Genomic DNA, 20,197 nt, shown 5'->3' on the forward strand with positions numbered 1-20,197 from the left:
GACGATCAATCGTGACGCTGTTGATCGGTGATCTTGACGGCGCCCGCGACGGTCGAGACTCCGCATAGGTGAAATCTGACGTCGTGGCACTGATTGACATCCGGCCGTGGCCGTTCGAACCGCGCACTATGCGGCTAGTAAGAGTGCGCTCGGTAGGCGCGCCGATGCGGTGGGATACGCCAATCGGTGACGTCAGTTTTCGCCGATGCCAACAGATGTCCGTGGCCATGACAAAGTCCCCGCTGGTGGCCAGCGGTAGGTCCCCGCTGGCGGCCAGGTAGAAGTCCCCATTTCCCCTTGCTCGTCGTGTCAGCCCGGAACTCGTGGCCTGGGCGGTGACGGTGATAGCGCCAACTGTCACATCACCGCCCAGGGAGTTCCATTGAAGTCTGCGAGGGAGCGAATGGACATCATTTCCGCCTATCGAGAGGTCGGAACGTATCGAGGTGCGGCCGAGTTGTGCGGCACCACCCACAAAACGGTGAAACGAGTCGTCGAGCGGGCCGCAGCCGGCGGCGCAGCACCGGCGGCGAGGCCGCGGAATTTCGACCTTGTCGCCGAGCTGGTCGGTGAGCGGGTCGCGAAGTCGAAGGGCCGGATCTCGGCCAAACGGCTGATGCCGATCGCGCGCGCCGCCGGTTACGAGGGGTCGCCGCGGAACTTCCGGCGCTTGGTGGCCGAGCAGAAAGCGTTGTGGCGCAGGGATAATCATCGCGGTCGGCGTCCGGCGGTGTGGTCGCCGGGTGAGTATTTGGTGATCGATTGGGCCGAGGCCGCGCCGGGATTGCAGGTGTTCTGCGCGGTGCTCGCGTTCTCACGGTGGCGCTTCGCCGCCTTCGCCGCCGACCAGAAACAGTCCACGACGCTGGCGATGATCGCCGAGGCCCTGGCCGCGATCGGCGGGGTCCCGGCCAAGGTGCTGGCCGACCGGATGGGCTGTCTGAAGGCCGGGGTGGTCGCAGATGTCGTGGTCCCGACCCCCGAATACATCAGGTTCGCAACACATTACGGCTTCGTCCCGGACTTCTGCCGCGCCGCCGACCCGCAGTCGAAAGGCATCGTGGAGAACCTCTGCGGGTATGCCCAACGCGACCTGGCGGTCCCGTTGCTCACTGAAGCTGCCATGACCAGCCGAACCCTCGGGCTGCGCGAGGCCAACGCGGCGGCGAAAACCTGGTGCGCGGAGGTGAATTCGCTGGCGCATTCGGAGATCTGCGCGGTCCCCAACCAGCGCCTGGAAACCGAGCGAGAGTTGTTGACGCCATTGCCGTCTCTGCGAATGGAGATCGGCGCGGCAACGGAGAACCGCAAGGTCGATCGACTGTCCTGTGTTCGCTATGGGTCGGCCCGCTATTCGGTGCCCACCCGCCTGATCGGCGAAGCAGTCCAGATCGTTGTCGATCACGGCGCGTTGCTGGTGCTCGAACCCGCGACCGGGGTGATCGTGGCCGAACACGAGTTGGTCGCCCCCGGCGAGGCATCGATTCTCGATGCCCATTACGACGGGCCCCGTCCCGCACCGAATCGTGGTCCACGCCCGAAAACCACTGTCGAGCAACAGTTCTGCGCTCTCGGCGAAGACGCCGAAGCATTCCTAGTCGGCGCGGCGGCCCAGGGCAACAGCCGCCTGGCTGCCGAGTTGGAGATCCTGCTCGCTCTCGCCGCGGCGCACGGCGAGCAGGCCCTGATCGCGGCACTGCGACGGGCGGTGGCGTTCAAACGGTTCCGCGCCGCCGACGTCCGCTCCATCCTGGCCGCCGGCACCGGAACCCCGCAGCCCCGCCCGGCCGGAGACGCACTGGTGCTGGACCTGCCCACCGCGCCCACCCGGTCGCTCGTCGCTTACAAAATCTCCCGCGACGGGAGCGGAGCATGACCACCACTCGATCGAAAACAGCTGCACCCAAACCGATCCCGGAACTGGCGGCCGATCTCGATGCCGGGCTACGCCGGTTGAAACTGGCTGCCATCCGCCGCACCGCCCCTGAAGTCCTCGCCGTCGCCAAGACCCAGCGTTGGACCCCGGAAGAGGTGCTGCGCACCCTGCTCGATACCGAACTGGCCGCCCGCGATGCCTCCAACGCCCGCAACCGGCTCAAGGCCGCCGCGTTCCCTATCACCAAGACCCTCGACAGCTTCGACGTCGCGGCCTCCTCGATCCCGCAAGCAACATTCGACTACCTGTCGAGTTTGGAATGGGTTCGCGCGCAACAGAATCTGGCATTGATCGGCCCGCCGGGCACCGGGAAGAGCCACACCCTGATCGGACTCGGGCATGCCGCGGTCACCGCCGGGCACAAGGTCCGGTATTTCACCGCCGCCGACCTGATCGACACCCTCTACCGCGGCCTGGCCGACAACACCGTCGGCAAAGTCATCGACACCCTGCTACGCGCGGACCTGCTCATCCTCGACGAAATCGGGTTCGCACCCTTGGACGACACCGGCACCCAACTGCTGTTCCGCCTGGTCGCGGCCGCCTACGAACGCCACTCCCTGGCAGTCGCTTCGCACTGGCCGTTCGAGCAATGGGGCCGGTTCCTGCCCGAACACACCACCGCCGCCAGCATCCTCGACCGACTGCTGCACCACGCCACCGTCGTCATCACCGACGGCGACTCCTACCGCACGAGAAACCGAACCAAGCGAGGTGAACAACCCTGAACTAACCACCCACCCCAGCAAGGGGGTGGGGACTTTTCCTGGCCACCAGTGGATACCTCACCCGGCCACCAGCGGCGACTTCCATATGGCCATTGACAACAGATCTCGACCGTGCGGCGCGACGTCACAGTTGACCGATGATCGACGTCGAATATAACCAGCACGGCCACTTGCACGCGGAGGCGCTGCGCGGGCTCGAATTGTACTTGCCCAGCGGCGTCGGATTACCCGGTCCGCACTGGGTCTCCGGTGACCCGTGCATGCTCGGCCAAGAGTCGCTCCAGTTGGCGGAATCAAATGGTGTTTGGCGGAATCATCGAATCGGCTGTCGGCCAATGCGCGCTTGACCTATCGGCCAGGCTCGCGAAGCTGGGTATCCGGCGACCGCGAACATCCGCCCTTACGGCACGCATTCCTGGGCCTATTGGAACGACCTACCGAAATCGTCCTGGCCAGTGTTGGCCCGCGGATTGGGCCTGTGAGCGCCGCATCACGCCGAAGTCGGCTTCCGCTGAGTGGCGGGTCACTTTCGGCAATGGCTTGGCGTCTCGACTAGCACGATGTAGCCTGCATCACTAGCACGAGTTAGTTGTGCGAGTTTCCGCAAGACCTTCGCAGATGAGGGAGAACATGAACGTACGTAGAACGACCGTGGCGGCGGTGTTGTCGGCCGCGCTGGTCGCCGGTGGTGCGGTGACGGTGGCGACCGCGCCGGCGGCGGTGGCGGACTCGGCCCCGAGCTCCGTACCGGCCCAGACCGGTGTGCACTACGCCGCTCGGTTGGACGGGGCGTCGGTCGTAGCCACGCTCGACGACGGCGCGGTGTTTACTGCCGATGGCGATGGCGTCACGGTTCGCGACAGTGGTGGCCGTGCTCTGCGGGCTCTGCCGTTGACCTTCACTTTCGACGGTCAGCAGCGGGGGATCGCGCACGAGATCTCCGCCGATGGCGGCACTCTGCGGTTGACTCCGGACACCGCGGGGCTGGTGGCTCGACCCGCTGTGCATGAGGTGGCGTCACCGCTCGAGAACCAGCTGGCCATGAACGATCTCATCAATGCCGCCGGTATCGGCCTCAGTATCGGGAGTCTGATCGGCACCATCATCGGCACCGTGCTCGGGCTGGGCGTCGGCTTCGTGATGGCGGGCGCGTCCTGCCTGGTGCTGAGCCTTGCCTGCATCGTCACCGCGCTACCCACTATGGCCATGCTCGCGGGTGTCGGCGGCATCATCGGCCTGGACGTCGGCGGTGCGAGTGTGATTCCGGCGGTGATGAACTACGTGAACACGCTGAACGCCCCCGATGGAACCAGCATCTACGCCAGCCAGATTCCAGCGTTCAAGAACAATGATCCGCAACCCGCACCGGCATCCTGACTGGAAAGCAGCTGATTCCATGAGCATTCGCAGATGGACCGCCACCGCGATGATCGCGGCAGCAGCCGTCACGGTTTCGGCCGGTGTCGCAACTGCCGCGCCGGGCGACCCGGATCCCGCGGTTGTTTCCGCCGACGCGAGCCCGGTGCAGCATCACACCACGTTGTACGACGACTCGGTTGTTACTGTGCTCGACAATGGTGTCTTCGCTCTCGACGCGGACGGGGCGTCGATCAGCGCTCGTGACCTCAGCGGGCGAGTGGTGGGATCGATCCCGCTGCGGTTCGAGCTTGCCGGGCAGACGCATCGCATCGACGGGCAGATCTCGCCCGATGGGCGTTCCGTGCGGCTGGTCCCCGACGTCGTGGCCGCCACGCGGCAGCCCGTTGCGTCGCCACTGGAAAACCAAATGGCAGCAAACGATTTGGGCGGCAAGCTCGGTCAGGCGGCCATGTTCGGTCCGATCGGTGGTTCGGCAGTTGGGGCGATCGTCGGTCTCGTGGTGGCCGTCGCGTCCTGTGCGGTGCTGACCATCGGCTGTCTGGTAGCCGGGTTGCCGATCGTCGGCGCGTTCGCTGCGGCCGGTGGTGTGCTGGGAACGATCGTGCTCACGGGCGGAACGTTCCTCACGGTCGGCGTGAAATACCTGCAGACTCTGATGGCGCAGCCCGGAGAGAGTGATTACGCCAACCAGGGGCTGAACGGCGCCGGGGTGCCGGATTCGAACTTCCGCTTCCCGAAGCTCGCCCTCGGATCGGGCTCTGGCAGTGGCAGTGGCAGTGGAAGCGGATCGAGCAGCGGAAGCGGTGGATAGCTCGTCCTTCAGGTCGGCTATCGCCTGTGCCCCTCCGGAAGGAGTTGGGCACAGGCGATTCGGCATGCCGTGCAGGCTGAGCAATGGCCTTCGATCCGGGTCCGTTCCGAGATTCAAACGTGTGAATCTCGGCGTGGTACCACGGCATTTGCTTCCTTCAAGTTTTCAGTTGACCGCGAGGGCATCCGCCATATTCGGGGTCTGACCGTTGGATCAGAGGTCTATTGCATTGGCGGCATGGCCGAACCGCTTGCCGCGCAGCGACTCTCACGTCTCTGATCGGCACTTGCACGGCATGTCGCGCTCTTCCTGTCGATCTTGAATCCGCCCGCAAGTCTCGGGCACCAGCCCTTTTCAAGTGCGTGTGGACGCCGCACGGCGACGGCCGTATCGGGCATCCCGTCCGGTGGAAAAATGCGATTTGAGGGCGGCGTGATCGATGTAGTGTCCCGTGTCACATACGGACAAGGACTATTTCGCGTGTGTTTTCTGTCGCCAGCACTCAATGATGAGGTTTTCCATGGTATTTTCAGTCAGCAATGATCGGCAGTCATATGCGCATCGCGCATCAGTGATTTTCGCAGGTATCGCCGGGGCCGCAATTCTCTTGGTTGGTAGTTCTACCGTGCACGCAGACCCTACGTCCGTCGTGCCGACACCCGGCGCTACGGCCGATCGGCCGAGTCCGTCTCCGCATCGAAACGACACACTCCAGCAGCTCGCGCAACGTTATGACAAGTACTTCGGGACGGCGGTGGTCGCTGAGGCACTCGCTGGTGATGCCCCATACAGCCGTCTGGCCGGCGATCAATTCGGCGCGGTCACCCCGGCGAATGAAATGAAATGGGCGAATGTCGAACCGGTCCAGGGCCAGTACAACTGGGGTCCCGCGGACAAGGTCGTCGAATTCGCCGAAGCGCACCACCAACGCATCCGTGGACACAATCTCCTGTGGTGGGAGACGCAGCCGGATTGGGTGACCAACGGAACCTGGACTGCGGATCAACTCAAGGACGTGCTCAAACAGCACATCATGACCGAAGTGGGCCGGTACCGCGGCAAGATTTACGCGTGGGATGTGATCAACGAGCCGTTCAACATCCAGGACGGAAGCTGGCGGGACAACATCTACTACAAGACGCTCGGGCCGGAGTACGTCGCCGACGCGATTCGATGGGCGCACGAGGCTGACCCGCACGCGAAGCTCTACATCAACGAGTACGGCATCGAGGGTCCCGGACCGAAGTCGGATGCCATGTACGACCTCGCGAAATCATTGAAGGCGCAGGGTGTTCCGCTCGATGGAATCGGCTTCGAAAGCCACTTCCTCGAGAGCGTGTTCGAGCCGGACGGGCAAGCCTCGAACTTCGAGCGCTTCACCGACCTCGATCTCGACGTGGCTGTCACCGAGCTCGACGACAGCCTGAATCAGCCTCCGTCGCAGCAGGATCTGGTGCAACAGGGCAAGGACTACACGAACTCTGTCTTCGCATGCCTGCAGGTACGGCGCTGCGTCGGAATCACCGTTTGGGGATTCAGCGACAAGCAGCCCTTGATGTCCGGAATCCCCGGCTTCGGAACACCGGACATGTACGACGAGAACTACCAGCCCAAACCTGCCTTGGATGCGGTGAAGGATGCCCTCGCCGATCACCACGATCGCTGAACAGGGTTGGAATGCAGATGGTTTCACGTTCCAGCCACTTCGGCGGTGTGAGCGTTGCCGCGGCCGTGGCTGTCAGTGTGGCGCTGGTGACCGGTACGACACCGAGCGCTTCGGCCGATCCCGCAGATTGGCACCGCTATGTCGAAGGATCACAGTCGGACAAGGTCACGCCGCAGGCGATAGTCTCCACAAGCGGTGATGTGAAGAATGGTCAAGGTCTGATTCGTGGCGGTGACGTCACATTGACCAAGTCGGCGGACGGGCCGGACCCGGTGGTCGTACTCGACTACGGGATCGACGTAGCCGGAGTGCCCTACTTCGATGTCAGCGCCGCAACCGGTACACCGACACTCAGTGCGTCCTACAGCGAGGGGCAGCAGTTCATCGGCCCCGATGGCGACGAGCAGTCGACCACCTTCTTCCCCCGGCCGGGCGTCGACCCGAAGCGGGTCGACAACTATCAGGTCGCCGGGAAAGGGATGATCGACAACAACACTGTGCAGGGCGGTGAACGTTACGAGTGTCTGAGGCTGACCACGCCGGGAAGCGTCACATTGCGAGCGGTCGGGATCCGGTCTACCGGATTCCGGGCCGACAAGGACGCATACCAGGGCTGGTTCTTGTCCAGTGACGAGCAGCTCAACAAGATTTGGTACGCGGGCGCCTACACCGCCCAGCTCAGCATGCTCCCGGTGGGCGCGCCGGACGCGGGTCCGCAACCGGTGCTCCTCGACGGCGCCAAACGCGACCGGTTGCTGTGGCTGGGCGACCTGGCTCAGACCGCACCGACGGTCGCGGTTTCGCTGGGACGCAACGGGGCCGACTACATCAAGCAGACACTGGCGATGTTCGGCAACAACCAGATCACCACGCAACCGTCGGCCCAGCCGGCGGCCGCGGCCAAGACCCAGGACTCGACAGATGCGGCCGCCGCACCGCCCTCGGTCGTCGGCGCGGTGCCCGGTTTTGCCACGCCGACGGGATACACGAGTTTCTACTCGGTGTCCTACTCGATGTACTACGTACTGTGCCTGGCCACCTACCTTCGGTACACCGGTGACAACGAATTCGCCTCCGACCAATACGCGGTGGTGCAGAAAGAACTGGAGTTCAACAAATCTCTCGTTGACTCCTCGACGGGATTGCTCACGCTGCCAGATCAGGTGGGCCATGACTGGGATCCCACCGATGGGTCCAAGACCGGAGCGGTCACGGAGTTCAACGCGATCTACTACAAAGCGCTGCTGGACGCCGCGTTTCTTGCGGAATCGACCGGACACGCCAGTGACGCTTCGGGATATCGGCAACAGGCCGCTCAACTGCATGACTCCATCAACACGCACCTGTTCAACGCGAGCACTGGCGTCTACGACATCAGTGACACCAAACGCGGCTCAATCGCCCAGGACGCCAACGCGATCGCGTTGCTCTTCGGCGTTGCACCCGATGACAAGGTCGACGGCGTACTCCAGGCTCTGCGCAGCAAGCTGTGGACAAGCCATGGCGCACTGGCATTTTCGCCTGATTCGGGCTACGGGGCGATAATCAGCCCGTTCGTGGGCGGATTCGAAGCACAGGCCAGATTCGCGGTCGGCAATGCATCGGATGCATTGTCGCTGATACGAACTGAATGGGGCCAAATGGTGACGCCTGGGCCTGGGTACACCGGTGCGGTCTGGGAGAACCTGCAAGCCGACGGCACCGTCGGTGGAGGCGGGGTCAGCCTGGCACACGGATGGTCCTCCGGACCGACATCGGCCCTGACCAACTATGTACTCGGTGTCCGGCCTATCGGATCCGGCTTCTCGACCTGGCGTATCGAACCGCACACCGGGGATGTGGAGTGGGCCCGAGGCGAGGTCCCAACGCCCCACGGCCCCATCAAGATTCAGTGGAAGCACGAGGGGGCTCGCTTCACCGTGGAGATCACGGTGCCAGCCGGGACCTCCGGCATTGTCGCTCTTCCCGGGCTCGGTGCCACTCCTATCCAGGTGGACGGAAAGGCCGCGCACACATCGAAGGCGCAAGATCGCGCCGTGCCCGAGATCGCCGATATTGGCGCGGGCACGCACACAATCGTTGCGGGATGAACCCAGCTTGTGGCGCACCGGTCTCGCGTCCGGTGCGCCACAGAACCCCGAGGCGCCGCGACCTGAATCCTGGAATTCGACACCGCGCATCGGACGCGAATTCCCGGTTCTCGAAGCTCGCCATAGGGTTCGGCTCGACCAGTCGCCACGGAAGCGGCTCGGGCAGCGGTAGCCAGGGCTAATCGGCTCTACGCTCGGTCATCGCCTGTGTCCCCTCCGGAAGGAGTTCGGGCACAGGTGATTCAGCTTTTCGTCTGGCGTATGCCATTCGGCTACGTGGTCGAGAGTGGAGCGCTTGCGCCGACGCATGCCATCGATGCCCGGGCGATCCGGCCGAACTGTCCGTCATCGGACCTCTCCAAGTGCTTCGGCGGAGTGCGCTTCGGCTCGGAGCATCGCGTCGGAGATAGCCCGGGCCGCGCGCTGGACCAGTGGTGCGACGCGATGCAGGACTGTCTGCTCGGTGGCGGCGACCGAGATCGCGCCGAGCGGCCCCGTCGTGGGGTGGAACGAGGCCGCCACGCAGCCGAGCGCCGAGATGTATTCGCCGAATTCGTAGGCGGGAGAGTCGGTGTTCCGGTTGTGGACGAGTTCCCGATGCAGCTCGGCGAGGCTTCCGACGCTCTTCGAGGTGCAGCGCATGACACCGGACGAGTACGCGAGATCGATGTACTCCGGACTCAAGCGGGACAGCATGGCCTTGCCGGCCGCGGTGCAATGCGCGGGCGCCCGCCCGCCGACCCGAGACGGCACGCGGGCGGCGTTCGGACCGCCGACCTTGTCCAGGTAGTGGACACTGGTGCCATTCAGGACGGTCAGGTGTACGACCAATTTCGTGTGGGTCGCAAGATTGTGCAGCACTGGCGCAGCGGCAGCGCGCAGGGCGTTGTGGCCGAGCTCGCGTCCACCGATGCCCAGGGACCGATACCCGAGCCGGAATCCCCGACCGGCGCGCTCGAGCCAGTTGAGCCTCGTCAGGTGCTCCAGGATCCGGTAGGTCGTCGACCGTGGCAGGCCCGTCAGCTGGGTGACCTGCTCGCGGGTGTGAATGGTGTCCGGCCGCTCGAACAGGTCCATGATGAGCGTGAATCGGTCGAGCATCGAAGGAGGCGACTCCTTCTGATCGGCCAGAGCGTGCCTGTGTACACCGCTTACTGGGGGCATGCCACCACCTTCGATCGTCGATCCGAGTTACGGCTCGACGCTAGGCGGTGAAACCTCCTCGGCCGCTGGACGATTCCGGCCAATGGGAGATCGAAGCGGGTTCCGCGTCCACGTAGCCGGCGGAACCTGCCCCGGTTCTAACATCCGGCGCGGTGCGCAATGGGCGCGACGGCCGGTCCGATCGACCAGTCGCCAGTTACCGGCCGATTCGGCCCGGATGCGGAGAGGCGGCCCGTCCATGCGTGTGAGGTTGGGGAACGGGCCGCTCCGGACACCCGAAGGGGTACGGATACCGGTTACTCCGGACACAGTTCTAGCATCGACGACTGAGCCGCCGAGGCGGCCATTCCATTGGGCGGAACACGCGAAGTGAACATGACGACGGCACTACATCCGCTGGAATGGCTTCGGCCGAGGTGGATTTCGGCGTTATGGTCGGCGCGATCCTCGACACGGTGGCACCTGAATGCGAGGACCGAAGTTCGATCCGGCCGGACAACGACTCAGGTGTCGCGCTGGTGGCGGCGAGGGAGTGCGGGGCGCGTCGGATTCGTGAATGGCGGGATGTCCGTGCCGGAATCTGCCACGCTGTCGAGGGGTTTCGGGAGGGGTTCGATCACGGGCACCGACCAGCTAGTGGGGAACGGATCATGAGCTGCTCGTGGGTCTTCGGTCAGCAGGGCGGCGGGGATCAGGACGACCGCGCGGATCCCGCTGAAATCCGATTCGCCCAGGCGTACCGAAATATCGTGGCGTGATGCGAGTTTCGCGATGGCGAACATGCCCAGGCGGAGTCCGTCGCTGCGGTCGGCGAAGCTGAAATCCGGTGCGTTGCGCAGAAGTTCGTTTCGATCGGCAAGCTCGTCGGCAGTCATGCCGAGGCCGTGGTCGGTGGTCTCGAGGGCGACGCCGCGGCCCACCGCGCGGCCGGTGACATCGACGTGAGTCTGTGGCGGGGAGAACGCGGTGGCATTGTCCATCAGCTCGGCCAGCAGGTGGATGAGGTCGGCCACCACGGTGCCCGCGACGCGGACAGTCGGTAGTCGGGCGGCGCGAATCCTGGTGTACTCCAGCGTTTCCGCGACCGCACCGCGGACGACGTCGATAAGCGGAACAGGGGTCCGCCATTGGCGCCCCGGCTTCCCGCCGCCGAGGATGATGAGGTTCTCCGCGTGCCGACGGGCACGAGTGGCGAGGTGATCGAGCTGGAACAAGGTGTCGAGATGGCTGGGGTCCTCGGCGTCGTGTTCGGCGCGGTCGAGAAGTTCGAGTTGGCGATGTGCGACCACCTGGCTCCGGTGGGCGATATTGAGGAAGACAGCGTTGATTCCGGTGCGGGTGCGCGCCTCCGCGATCGCGGCCGCAACCGCCGCCTGTTGTGCCTGATTGAAAGCCTTTGCCACCTCGCCGATCTCGTCGTCACCGTGGTCGAGTCGGAGAGTGCTCGCGTCGAAATCGACAAGGGTCCCGTCGCGGAGACCCGTGACGATCTCAGGCAGGCGCTCATCGGCGAGGACCAGCGTTTCGCGACGCAGACGAGTCAGTCGGACGATGAACCGATTGGCCAGCACCACGGCCGCGGCGGCCGCGGTCAGAGCCAGCAGCAGCGCCGCCGCGCCGCCGAGCAACGAGCCGGTCGCGATTCGTTCGCCGGCGTCGGTGGCGGCTTGCTGGGCTGAATCGTTTTGGGCTCTCCACAATTCGAGCAGCCCCGTGGCCACCTCACCGCTGGCGGTCTGCCAGGACGAGGCTGTGATCGGTAGCGCGCTCGCTCTGTCGGGATGTTGTACCCCTCGGGCGCTGATCGTTTCCTCCATGGAAACGGATTGCTGCCAGGCTGGTGTGGAGGTCAGTGCCGTCAATCTAGCCTGCTCGGCCGGGGCGAGGTGCGCCGCCGACTCGGCGAGCGCCGTGCGGAAGTAGCCGATCTCGTGGTTGTAGGCCGTCAACTCGTCCTGAGTCAGCCCCCCGGCATTCAGCGCGACGACGGCGAGTGCATGCGCACGAGACATGGCCTCGATGGCGCGGAACAAGCTCGCGGCGTCGGCGAGTGCGATCGAGGTGGCGGCATCGGGAGCGACCTCCGCGGCAATGATCGAGCCGGCTCCCACGGCGTCGATGGTCTGGTTGTAGTACGCGTACGCGTCCGCTGTCGACAACTCGCTGGAATCGACTTTGGCGCGAATGTCCGGCAGTTGCGCCAGCAGCTTGTTGACGGTCGCGACCGTGTGACCGGTCGCGTCGGGATCTAGTGCGGACATGGCGCTTCCGACCGGGACCAGGGAGCGCAGTGCGTTGTCGACGCGGGTTCTGGTGGCCGCGAGCGCGGTGACGGCCGCGCTGTTGCCGGTCAGCAGTTCGAAGGTCTGCAGCCGTTCGTGTTCGAACGAATCGACCATTGCGACGGTCGGCGTCGTGCCCTCGTGCAATTGTGCTGCCCAATCACGGGCATGCCTCCCGGCATCCACGAAGTACCCCGCAACGGCGATTCCGGTGACGAGCATGGTGACGCTCGGGACGAGCGCGATGGCCAGAATGCGAGCACGCACTCCGAGGGTGGGTTTCCGGACGCTGAACACGCGCAACACGCTAGGTTCGCGGAAATCGTTGCGATGGGCGGATTTCCATTGGGCGGAAAGGAGGATTCCGACGTTGATGAGCCCGGCTGCCTTTGATGGCCGCCGGGCTCAATCGAGTCTCGACCCACTCGGTCGGATCACATGTGCGAGCCGCCGTCGACGCGGACCTCCGTGCCGGTGACGAAGTACGCGTCGGGCGACCCGAGCATGGCCACGACTGCGGCCACCGCGTCGGGCTTGGCGAAGATCGCGCCGTTGTCCAGAGGCAACATCGGGGCGGTCTTGCCGAAGAGACTGAAGTCGGTGTCGGCTGGCAGGCCGGGTCCGACGCTCTGCTTGGCCTCGCCGGTGCCGTCGGTCATGCCGGACGAGATGGAGCCGGGCTGAACGGAATTGAACCGGATGCCGGCTTTGCTGAACTCCATGGCCAGGGCGTGGGTCATGGCCTGGATGCCGCCCTTGGACGCCGCGTAGGCGGACATGTACGGATGCGCGAACGCGGCGGAGGTGGAGCTGAAGTTGACCACGGCCGGGCCGTTGCCCGTGCGTAGTGCGGGAATCGACTCGCGAATGACGAGGAAGGTACCGATCAGGTTGATTCGGATCACTTGCTCGAAATCGGCCAGGGTGGTCTGCTCGAAATTCGCCGACCGCAGGATACCCGCGGCGTTCACCAGCGTGTCGAGACCGCCGAGGACCTGGACTGCTTCGGCCACAGCGGATTTGACGGACTCCTCGGCGGCGATGTCGATCACGATGGGAGACAGCCGGTCGGCGTGGGCGCCGGCCTTGTCGGCGGTGTCCTTCAGCCCGGTCTCGCTGATGTCCGCGGCTACGACGCGGCCGCCTTCCTCGAGAATCCGCAGGACGGTCGCTTGGCCGATACCCGATCCCGCTCCGGTGACGAGCACTCGGCGGTCGGCGTAGCGCTGTAGAACTGACATGGGCGTGAAGCTCCTTTGCTTGTTGGTTCGAGTTGTGCGGGTGCTCTCGTGAGCATGACCGGGGAGCGCGTCGATTCAGGACGGGATTCCGCTGAGCGGAAGCGTTATGACGTTTCGGTGGGTTTCCGCAGCCATTCGGTGATGGTGTCGATGGAGCGGTCGAACGTGTCCTTGTCGGGACTGTTGAGATGACCGTGACGAGTGCCGGGCTCGTAGAGTGCCTGCACTGGCCGATCATGGGCGCGCAATTCGTCGGCGAACAATTCACCGGAGGCTCTCAGCGTGTCTCGCTCGGAGTTGACGATCAGTGTCGGCGGAAAATCTGTGAGGTCGGCCCCGCCGGGAAACGCCTGCGGCAGGCGTTCCAGGTGGTCGCGGCCCACGTAGTTGTGGGCGATCCAGCGTTTCATGGATCGGGTGAACGTGCCGATGCGACGCCAGCCACGCAGTGCATGCCGCAATTCGGGGCTGAACGGAGGTATTTCCGGGTGCAGTCCCGGATACGCGAGTACCGCGCCCGAAGGCGTGGCTGTTCCACCGCGCTGGCGCAGGCACAGTGAGGCGGCCAGCACGCCTCCCGCACTCGCGCCGCCGACGTAGAGGCCTCGAGCGCCGAGTTGCTCGGCGTTGGCGACCAGGTAGCGCCAACCCAGCTCACAATCGTCGAGCGGCAAGGGGAAGCGCACGTCGTCCTCGCGTGGTGATCGCCGCGGCGCGTATCCAGGTGCCAGACGATAATCGACACTCACGCAGCGGATTCCGCGATTGGTCAATGCCTTGCATACGGCGTCACCCTCGGGCATGTCGATGGAACCGCCGATGAATGCTCCGCCGTGCATCCACAGCAGGGCTGGCCCCGGGTCGGTGGTCTCCGGCTCGTACACCCGCAGGCGCACGCCATATGGGGCATCGGGCGGGACGACATCATGGATCTTCACGCGGCTCGCGCTCCTTTGTTCGGCACTGAATCATCACGGCTTCGCCCGATCGATCCCGATCCGGCGGATTTCGCGTAAGCCCTATTCAAGGAGACTAGCACGAGCTAGTATCCGTGCACCGGCTGGCAGTTCGCGTTGTACGGACCCCGTTCCGCCGGACTGCCGCGGCCAGGAACGCACACATTCCTCAGGGCCACGGCAGGCAGCCGGGTGTCCGCGAGCGGCCGCCCGAGCACGATTCATCGAAAGGCAAGTCCGTGACCACTACCGCAACGGAGCGACAGGACAGTAGTGGCGCCGGTATCGGCGCTCGTTATGCCCTGCTGCTCATCTCCCTGATCTGGCCGGCCCAGCTGCTGTCCATGATCGGCCTGCTCGCCGGAAACGCGCAGGCGCAGATCGCCATTCACTTCCAGACCACGCAGATCGCCTGGTTCAACCTGAGCGCCGCACTCGTCGGCACCTTCGTCACCCCGTTTGTGATCAAGGCGGCCGACCTGTTCGGCAAGCGGCGGGTCATGATTATCGTCACCGCCATCGGCCTGGTCGGAGATCTGATCGCTGCGGTGGCCCCAAGTTTCACCGTTCTGTTGATCGGTAAGGGCATCAGCGGCTTCTACATGGCGATCGCCGCGCTGGTGTACGCCTTGGCGCGAGATGTGTTCCCGCGCAACCTGGTCGGGCCCGCGAGCGGTGCGATCGGCGGTGCCGTGGGGCTGGTGGCCCTCGGTGGTCCGTTCCTGTCGGGCTGGCTAATCGATCACCACGGGTTCCGCGGTGTGCTGTGGTTCCTGGTTATCGCGACGGCGGTCAGCTTGGCACTGCTGGTGCTGTTCGTGCCCGAAAGTCCGGTACGTAACGAGAACCGGTCCTTCGACTGGCTGGGTGGTGTCCTGCTTGGCAGTGGCCTCACCGCGATCATCTATGGGGTCGGCAAGGGATCGGCGTGGGGCTGGACCGCCATGTCCACGCTGGCGTTCATCGTCGGCGGTGTGATCGCTCTGATCGCGTTCCTCGGCGTGGAAGCCGTTGTGCCGGAGCCGATGTTTCAGCTCGGTCTGCTCGCGCGCCGGGAAGTCTGGACGGTCCTCTCCGTCACCGCTCTGCTGGCCGGCACCGCTCTTACCGCGGGCACCATCAGCCAGCTGCTCGCGCTGATGCCCCCGATTCCGACGATCTCCGACGGGCTCGGCTACAGCGCGACCAAACTCGCCCTCATCGGTGCCCCGGCCAGCGTGCTCCTCCTGCTGACCGCGGTGGGGACCGGGATCCTTGCCCGCAAGGTCGATACCAGACTGCTGCTGGTTGCCAGCGCGGTGTTCACCGCGGGCGGCTACGCGATGATGGCGCACTACCATTACACGCCCAAACAATTGGCGGTCACCGGGATCATCGCGGGTCTCGGCATCGGCATCATCGCCGCCCTTGTTCCGATCATGGTCATCGAAGCGGTGCGGGCACACGAGCAGGCGCTCGCCAACGGCATGCAGGCGATGCTCCAGGGAATCGTCACCACCGTGGTCACCCAGCTCGTGTACGTGATGATGACGCACGGCGGCATGGTCATGCAGGGCACCCAGTTCTACCGTGACACCGGCTTCAAACAGGCCTACTACCTTGTGGTCGGGTTCGCCATCGTCGCGCTCGTGCTGACCCCCCTCATTCCGCGGATCAAGCGCCTCTCCGAGGCCGAGGTTGGCGAGGCCGCGATTTCGTGAATTTCGGACTCAGCTCGAAACTCACAATGGCCCTGGGCATCACGGCAGCTGTGCTGGCCGCGTCGCTCGGGGCCTTCGGCTGCCGGGCGGCCGGTGCCGCACCTGAACCGGACAGCATCGCCGTCATAGCGGCAGGGATCGTCTCGGCCGACGCCTCGCGGATCGCCCGCGTCAAACGAGCCGACAACCGTCATCTCGCACGGCGTCGGTCTCGGCGGCGAAGGGCCGGGGTCTCCAGATCCTGGTGCAGCGGCCCGCCGAGGCATCCCGGGCCCATCCTCACCGCCGGAATGGGCCTATAGCCGACCGTGATGGCGGCAATCGTGGCACTATCCGCCGATAGAAACTAGCACGAGATAGTATCGAATTGCCGAGGCTCCTTCGCGTTCTACTAATCTCCAGGGGGAGTGGTCGACGACCTGCTCTCATCGCAGGTGGCTGACTCTTCGGGGGCCGGCTGTTCATCAGGTAGTGGCGGTCTGCCCGCTTTTGGGGCGGGCAGACCGCCACGGCGGCGATTCCCCAAGGGCTCGAGTCTCGCGTGAATGCCGTCCTTTTCTTCGCCAGTCCTTTGCAGGGAAGCGGAGTCGGTGTGCCCACTTCCTCGACACGGCAGTGGAATTCGCCGTAGACCCGCTTTGAGGGGCACCCGTCGGCACGGCTGCGATGGGCTGTTCGCTTCTCGCGCGGGCGGAATCCCGTTGCGCGGGAATCAGCTACACCGGTCCGGCACACTGCGGTGAGGGTTGCGACATGAGCGCAGAGATTCCCGAAGTTGTGTCGGTGTCGGAGGTCGAGGAGTGGTCGGCGAACGTCGACGTGGTCGTCGTGGGGCTGGGTGTCGCCGGCGGGTGTGCGGCGGCCGAGGCGGCGACCGGCGGGGCCGAGGTACTGGTGCTGGAGCGGGCCGCCGTCGGGGGCGGTACCTCGGCGATGGCGGGCGGGCACTTCTATCTCGGCGGGGGCACCGCGGTGCAGCTCGCCACCGGCCACGCCGACAGCGAGCAGGAGATGGAGAAGTACTTGATCGCCGTCTCCCGGCAGCCCGATCTCGCCAAGATCCACGACTACTGCGTCGACAGCGTCGAGCATTTCGACTGGCTGGAGGGCCTTGGGTTCCGGTTCGAGCGCAGCTACTACCCGGACAAGGCCGTGATCCAGCCCGGGACACAAGGCCTGATGTACACCGGCAACGAAAAGGTTTGGCCCTACCGGGATTTGGCGACTCCGGCGCCGCGTGGTCACAAGGTGCCGGTCTCCGGCGATACCGGGGGAGCGGCGTTGGTGACAAACCTGCTCATCGAGCGTCTCGCCCGGCTCGGCGTCACCGTTCAGTACGAGACTGCGGCGCGGCAGCTGATCTGCGACGAGACCGGGACCGTGGTCGGCGTTCGGTGGAAGCGCTTCGGTGAGACCGGGGCCGTTCGGGCGAGCGCGGTCGTCCTCGCGGCCGGGGGATTCGTCATGAATTCGGAGATGGTGCGGCAGTTCGTTCCCCACCTGGCCGCGAAACCCTATCCGCTCGGGTCGTCATTCGACGACGGGCTGGGCATCCGGCTCGGCATGTCGGTGGGAGCGGCGACCGAGCAGATGGACCAGTGCTTCGTCACCGCGCCGATCTACCCGCCCGCGCGCCACCTCACCGGCATCATCGTCAATGCCCACGGGCAGCGTTTCGTCGCCGAAGACTCCTATCACGCGCGCACGGCAGGGTTCGTGTTGGAACAGCCGGACGCGAAGGCTTATCTGATCCTGGACCAAGCGCATCTGGAGAAACGGGACTTCCAACTCGTGCCCTTCATCGACGGATGGGATTCGATCGCCGAGATGGAAGCGGCGCTGAAGATCCCGGAGGGAAACCTGCGGCGGACACTCGACGACTACAACACGCACGCCGCGGCCGGGGCCGATCCTCGATTCCACAAGCAGCCCGAGAATCTCGAGGCGCAAAATCAGGGTCCATGGGCCGCCTTCGACCTGTCGCTCGGGGCAGCCTCCTATGCGGGGTTCACCTTGGGCGGCCTGCGGACGAACGTCGACGGCCAGGTGCGGCGTGCGGACGGTTCGATCGTCGCGGGACTGTACGCCGCGGGTGCGTGTGCGTCGACACTCGCGCAGGACGGCAAGGGATACGCGAGCGGCACGCAATTGGGCGCGGGCTCGTATTTCGGCCGGAGAGCCGGGCGGCATGCGGCTTTTCAGGTTGGAAAGCCCACGGACGCACGGTGATCGGCGGGTGTTGTGCCGTTGAACGGGAAACCTGATCCGATGCCCGCCACAGTGGTGCCAGGCTCGCGGTATGACTACAGCCGTCGACACCCCAGCGATCCCCGAACTTCGCGAACTCCCGAGCGAGCGAGGTGTGCTGCGCTACCGCGAAAGTGGCGACGGGCCGCCGTTGCTGCTCCTGCACGGCTCCGGCCCCGGCGTGACCGGCTGGCGTAACTTCGGCGGTAATCTGCCGACTTTTGCGCGGCACTTCCGGACCCTCGTGCTCGAGTTGCCGGGGTTCGGTGTCAGCGACGATTTCGACGCACCACATCCGATGGTCTCCGCGCAGGCTGCGGTGACGGCGTTTCTCGATGGGCTGGGTCTGGACCGGGTCCGGATCATCGGCAACTCGATGGGCGGCTTTGTGGCGACGGACTTCGCCCTCGCCGCCCCCGAGCGGGTGGAACGATTGGTCACCATCGGTGGCATCGGAACGTCGCTGTTCAGCCCGCAGCCCGGCGAGGGCATCATCCGGCTCAGCGAGTTCGTGGACAATCCCAGCAAGGAGGCGCTCACCGCCTGGCTGCGATCGATGGTGTTCGATCCCGCGCTGGTGACCGAGGAACTGGTGCGGGAGCGGTGGGAACAGGCCACCGATCCCGCGACCCTGGAGAACTCACGCCGCATGTACGGCGCCGCCGCCCTGGCGCGGATGGCCGAATCCATGCGGTCGGCCGACACCACGCCCGGGTGGGCCAATCTGCGTCGGCTCACGGTGCCGACCCTGGTCACCTGGGGGCGCGATGATCGCGTGAGTCCCGTCGACATGGCATTGATTCCGCTGCGCATGCTGCCGAATGGGGAAGTCCACATCTTCCCCAACTGCGGTCACTGGGTGATGATCGAGCAGAAACAGGCGTGGGAGGACGCCGTCCTAGCGTTCCTGCGCCGCTGAGAGCGCCGTCGGCGCCGCGTCCATGAGGACCGGCGCCGACATCGCGCAAAAGCTGTGGCACACCCGGTCTTTCACGATCTGCTCGGGGCACTCGGGATCGAACCAGCGGTCGACATGACCCCAGTGGATCGGGTGATTCATGTAGGGTCCGAGCAACGCGTCCACATCGGTGAACTCCTGTTCCCACACGTGGGTCCATCCCGTCGCGCCGGTGGCGTGGGCGACCCGGCTCAGCTGCCAGGCCCGGATGCCGGAGACGTGCTCGGGAATCTGGAGCATCGCGTGCTCGAACCGATCCACCTCCGACTGCGCCGCCGAATCCTCTACGCGCAGCAGCAATGTGCGGTAGAGCGCGGGCGGATTCGCCGATGGGCGGCGGCCCGCGCGCCCCTGAGCGGCGGATCCGCCGACATACTCGACGGAGTCGACTCGATCGATGGCCGGTCCGCGGGTCACGGCGTCGATGGTCGCCTGCTGGCTCGACCATTCCGATTCCGATTCGAACTGGAAGTGGGCGACGATATCGCCGCCGTTACGCGCGCCGGGCAGCGTGCGCGCGACGAGGCTGTGACGGGCTCCGGCCGATTCGGCCGCCGCGGTGACCTCGCGAAGCACCGCCGCGACGGCCACTTCGTCGTCGGCGTGGATAAGGTGCAGCAATCGGGTGACCTTATACATTGCACAGCCCTTCGACGGCGTCGGCGTCGGTGGCCATGGACCGGGTGCGCTCGACGATCATGGGGGAAACGGACTCCCACCATCGTGCGTGCGCCGGATCATGGCGGCCCTTCACCGCCGCCTCCCACCACCGCCGCGGACCCGCGACGGTCCAGGTCGCGGTGACGACATTGCTCTCCCCGTCGATCCAGACCGGCGGACTGACCAGGACCCGATCCAGCGTCAGCCCTCGCGCACGCGCACCGGGCGCGTACTCGCTCAGATAGGCGTCGATGAACGCGCGGGCATCGCCTGGTTTGAGCACTATCCGGTCGATGATGTAGATGGTGCTGTCGCTCATGTTGATCAACGTAATTGGGGCGGAGCCGGGTCGATGACCACGTTCCCGTCAGCCGGGAT

The 20,197-nt window shown here is 65.3% G+C and carries 15 protein-coding genes; 9 read left to right on the forward strand and 6 right to left on the reverse strand.

Going from position 1 to position 20,197, the window contains the following annotated elements:
• Positions 1–382: 382 nt before the first annotated feature.
• The 6 genes from istA (at position 383) to ACWEQQ_RS05900 (ending at position 8,611) form a co-directional block, all read left to right on the forward strand.
• Entirely contained in the window at positions 383–1,876 is a 1,494-nt protein-coding gene (istA, locus tag ACWEQQ_RS05875; RefSeq protein WP_452347355.1) for an IS21 family transposase, read from the forward strand.
• The gene (gene istB / locus ACWEQQ_RS05880) at positions 1,873–2,664 is read left to right on the forward strand and encodes an IS21-like element helper ATPase IstB (protein WP_452347356.1); all 792 of its coding nucleotides are present in this window, start codon (positions 1,873–1,875) and stop codon (positions 2,662–2,664) included. Before istA ends, istB begins: the two co-directional genes overlap by 4 nt.
• A 630-nt stretch (positions 2,665–3,294) precedes the next feature.
• Positions 3,295–4,041 carry a hypothetical protein gene (locus ACWEQQ_RS05885; RefSeq protein ID WP_452347357.1) on the forward strand — a complete coding sequence of 249 codons (747 nt, stop codon included), beginning with the start codon at positions 3,295–3,297 and terminating at the stop codon, positions 4,039–4,041.
• Positions 4,013–4,855, forward strand: a complete 843-nt coding sequence (locus ACWEQQ_RS05890) for a hypothetical protein (RefSeq protein WP_452347358.1) — start codon at positions 4,013–4,015, stop codon at positions 4,853–4,855. The genes ACWEQQ_RS05885 and ACWEQQ_RS05890 overlap by 29 nt, the downstream gene beginning before the upstream one ends.
• Before the next feature lie 520 nt (positions 4,856–5,375).
• Positions 5,376–6,521, forward strand: coding sequence for an endo-1,4-beta-xylanase (locus tag ACWEQQ_RS05895; RefSeq protein WP_452347359.1), 1,146 nt, complete (start codon positions 5,376–5,378; stop codon positions 6,519–6,521).
• Positions 6,522–6,538: 17 nt separating this feature from the next.
• Positions 6,539–8,611: an alpha-L-rhamnosidase-related protein gene (locus ACWEQQ_RS05900; protein ID WP_452347360.1), complete on the forward strand. Its 2,073-nt coding sequence runs from the start codon at positions 6,539–6,541 to the stop codon at positions 8,609–8,611.
• A 345-nt stretch (positions 8,612–8,956) separates the two neighbouring features.
• Here ACWEQQ_RS05900 and ACWEQQ_RS05905 read toward each other — a convergent pair whose 3' ends face one another.
• From ACWEQQ_RS05905 to ACWEQQ_RS05920, 4 genes are all read right to left on the reverse strand, one after another.
• Positions 8,957–9,712, reverse strand: coding sequence for an IclR family transcriptional regulator (locus tag ACWEQQ_RS05905; RefSeq protein ID WP_452346158.1), 756 nt, complete (start codon positions 9,710–9,712; stop codon positions 8,957–8,959).
• A gap of 566 nt (positions 9,713–10,278) precedes the next feature.
• On the reverse strand, positions 10,279–12,354 hold the full coding sequence (locus ACWEQQ_RS05910) for a sensor histidine kinase (RefSeq protein ID WP_452347361.1): 2,076 nt from the start codon (positions 12,352–12,354) through the stop codon (positions 10,279–10,281).
• 137 nt (positions 12,355–12,491) lie between these two features.
• Positions 12,492–13,298: an SDR family NAD(P)-dependent oxidoreductase gene (locus ACWEQQ_RS05915; protein ID WP_452347362.1), complete on the reverse strand. Its 807-nt coding sequence runs from the start codon at positions 13,296–13,298 to the stop codon at positions 12,492–12,494.
• A 104-nt stretch (positions 13,299–13,402) separates the two neighbouring features.
• Entirely contained in the window at positions 13,403–14,236 is an 834-nt protein-coding gene (locus ACWEQQ_RS05920; protein ID WP_452347363.1) for an alpha/beta hydrolase, read from the reverse strand.
• 257 nt (positions 14,237–14,493) lie between these two features.
• Between ACWEQQ_RS05920 and ACWEQQ_RS05925 the strand changes: the two genes are divergently transcribed.
• The 3 genes from ACWEQQ_RS05925 (at position 14,494) to ACWEQQ_RS05935 (ending at position 19,120) form a co-directional block, all read left to right on the forward strand.
• On the forward strand, positions 14,494–15,954 hold the full coding sequence (locus ACWEQQ_RS05925) for an MFS transporter (protein WP_452347364.1): 1,461 nt from the start codon (positions 14,494–14,496) through the stop codon (positions 15,952–15,954).
• Between the two features lie 753 nt (positions 15,955–16,707).
• Positions 16,708–18,183, forward strand: coding sequence for an FAD-binding protein (locus ACWEQQ_RS05930; protein ID WP_452347365.1), 1,476 nt, complete (start codon positions 16,708–16,710; stop codon positions 18,181–18,183).
• Between the two features lie 70 nt (positions 18,184–18,253).
• Complete coding sequence (locus ACWEQQ_RS05935; protein ID WP_452347366.1) at positions 18,254–19,120, forward strand: alpha/beta fold hydrolase; 867 nt, start codon at positions 18,254–18,256, stop codon at positions 19,118–19,120.
• On the opposite strand, the gene ACWEQQ_RS05940 is transcribed toward ACWEQQ_RS05935, so the two are convergent.
• Both ACWEQQ_RS05940 and ACWEQQ_RS05945 read right to left on the reverse strand, forming a co-directional pair.
• Positions 19,100–19,798 (reverse strand): Dabb family protein, encoded by a 699-nt coding sequence (locus tag ACWEQQ_RS05940; protein WP_452347367.1) that lies wholly within the window; start codon positions 19,796–19,798, stop codon positions 19,100–19,102. The genes ACWEQQ_RS05935 and ACWEQQ_RS05940 overlap by 21 nt on opposite strands.
• Positions 19,791–20,138: a hypothetical protein gene (locus tag ACWEQQ_RS05945; protein WP_452340357.1), complete on the reverse strand. Its 348-nt coding sequence runs from the start codon at positions 20,136–20,138 to the stop codon at positions 19,791–19,793. The genes ACWEQQ_RS05940 and ACWEQQ_RS05945 overlap by 8 nt, the downstream gene beginning before the upstream one ends.
• Positions 20,139–20,197: the final 59 nt, after the last annotated feature.

The sequence above is a fragment of the Nocardia sp. NPDC004123 genome, from assembly GCF_053603795.1.

Bases quoted from the DNA above. Each gene is read 5' to 3' on its own strand.
- istB (WP_452347356.1), top strand. From the start codon at position 1,873: ATGACCACCACTCGATCGAAAACAGCTGCACCCAAACCGATCCCGGAA.
- ACWEQQ_RS05885 (WP_452347357.1), top strand. From the start codon at position 3,295: ATGAACGTACGTAGAACGACCGTGGCGGCGGTGTTGTCGGCCGCGCTG.
- ACWEQQ_RS05890 (WP_452347358.1), top strand. From the start codon at position 4,013: ATGATCCGCAACCCGCACCGGCATCCTGACTGGAAAGCAGCTGATTCC.
- ACWEQQ_RS05895 (WP_452347359.1), top strand. From the start codon at position 5,376: ATGGTATTTTCAGTCAGCAATGATCGGCAGTCATATGCGCATCGCGCA.
- ACWEQQ_RS05900 (WP_452347360.1), top strand. From the start codon at position 6,539: ATGGTTTCACGTTCCAGCCACTTCGGCGGTGTGAGCGTTGCCGCGGCC.
- ACWEQQ_RS05905 (WP_452346158.1), bottom strand. From the start codon at position 9,712: ATGCTCGACCGATTCACGCTCATCATGGACCTGTTCGAGCGGCCGGAC.
- ACWEQQ_RS05915 (WP_452347362.1), bottom strand. From the start codon at position 13,298: ATGTCAGTTCTACAGCGCTACGCCGACCGCCGAGTGCTCGTCACCGGA.
- ACWEQQ_RS05930 (WP_452347365.1), top strand. From the start codon at position 16,708: ATGAGCGCAGAGATTCCCGAAGTTGTGTCGGTGTCGGAGGTCGAGGAG.
- ACWEQQ_RS05935 (WP_452347366.1), top strand. From the start codon at position 18,254: ATGACTACAGCCGTCGACACCCCAGCGATCCCCGAACTTCGCGAACTC.
- ACWEQQ_RS05940 (WP_452347367.1), bottom strand. From the start codon at position 19,798: ATGTATAAGGTCACCCGATTGCTGCACCTTATCCACGCCGACGACGAA.
- ACWEQQ_RS05945 (WP_452340357.1), bottom strand. From the start codon at position 20,138: ATGAGCGACAGCACCATCTACATCATCGACCGGATAGTGCTCAAACCA.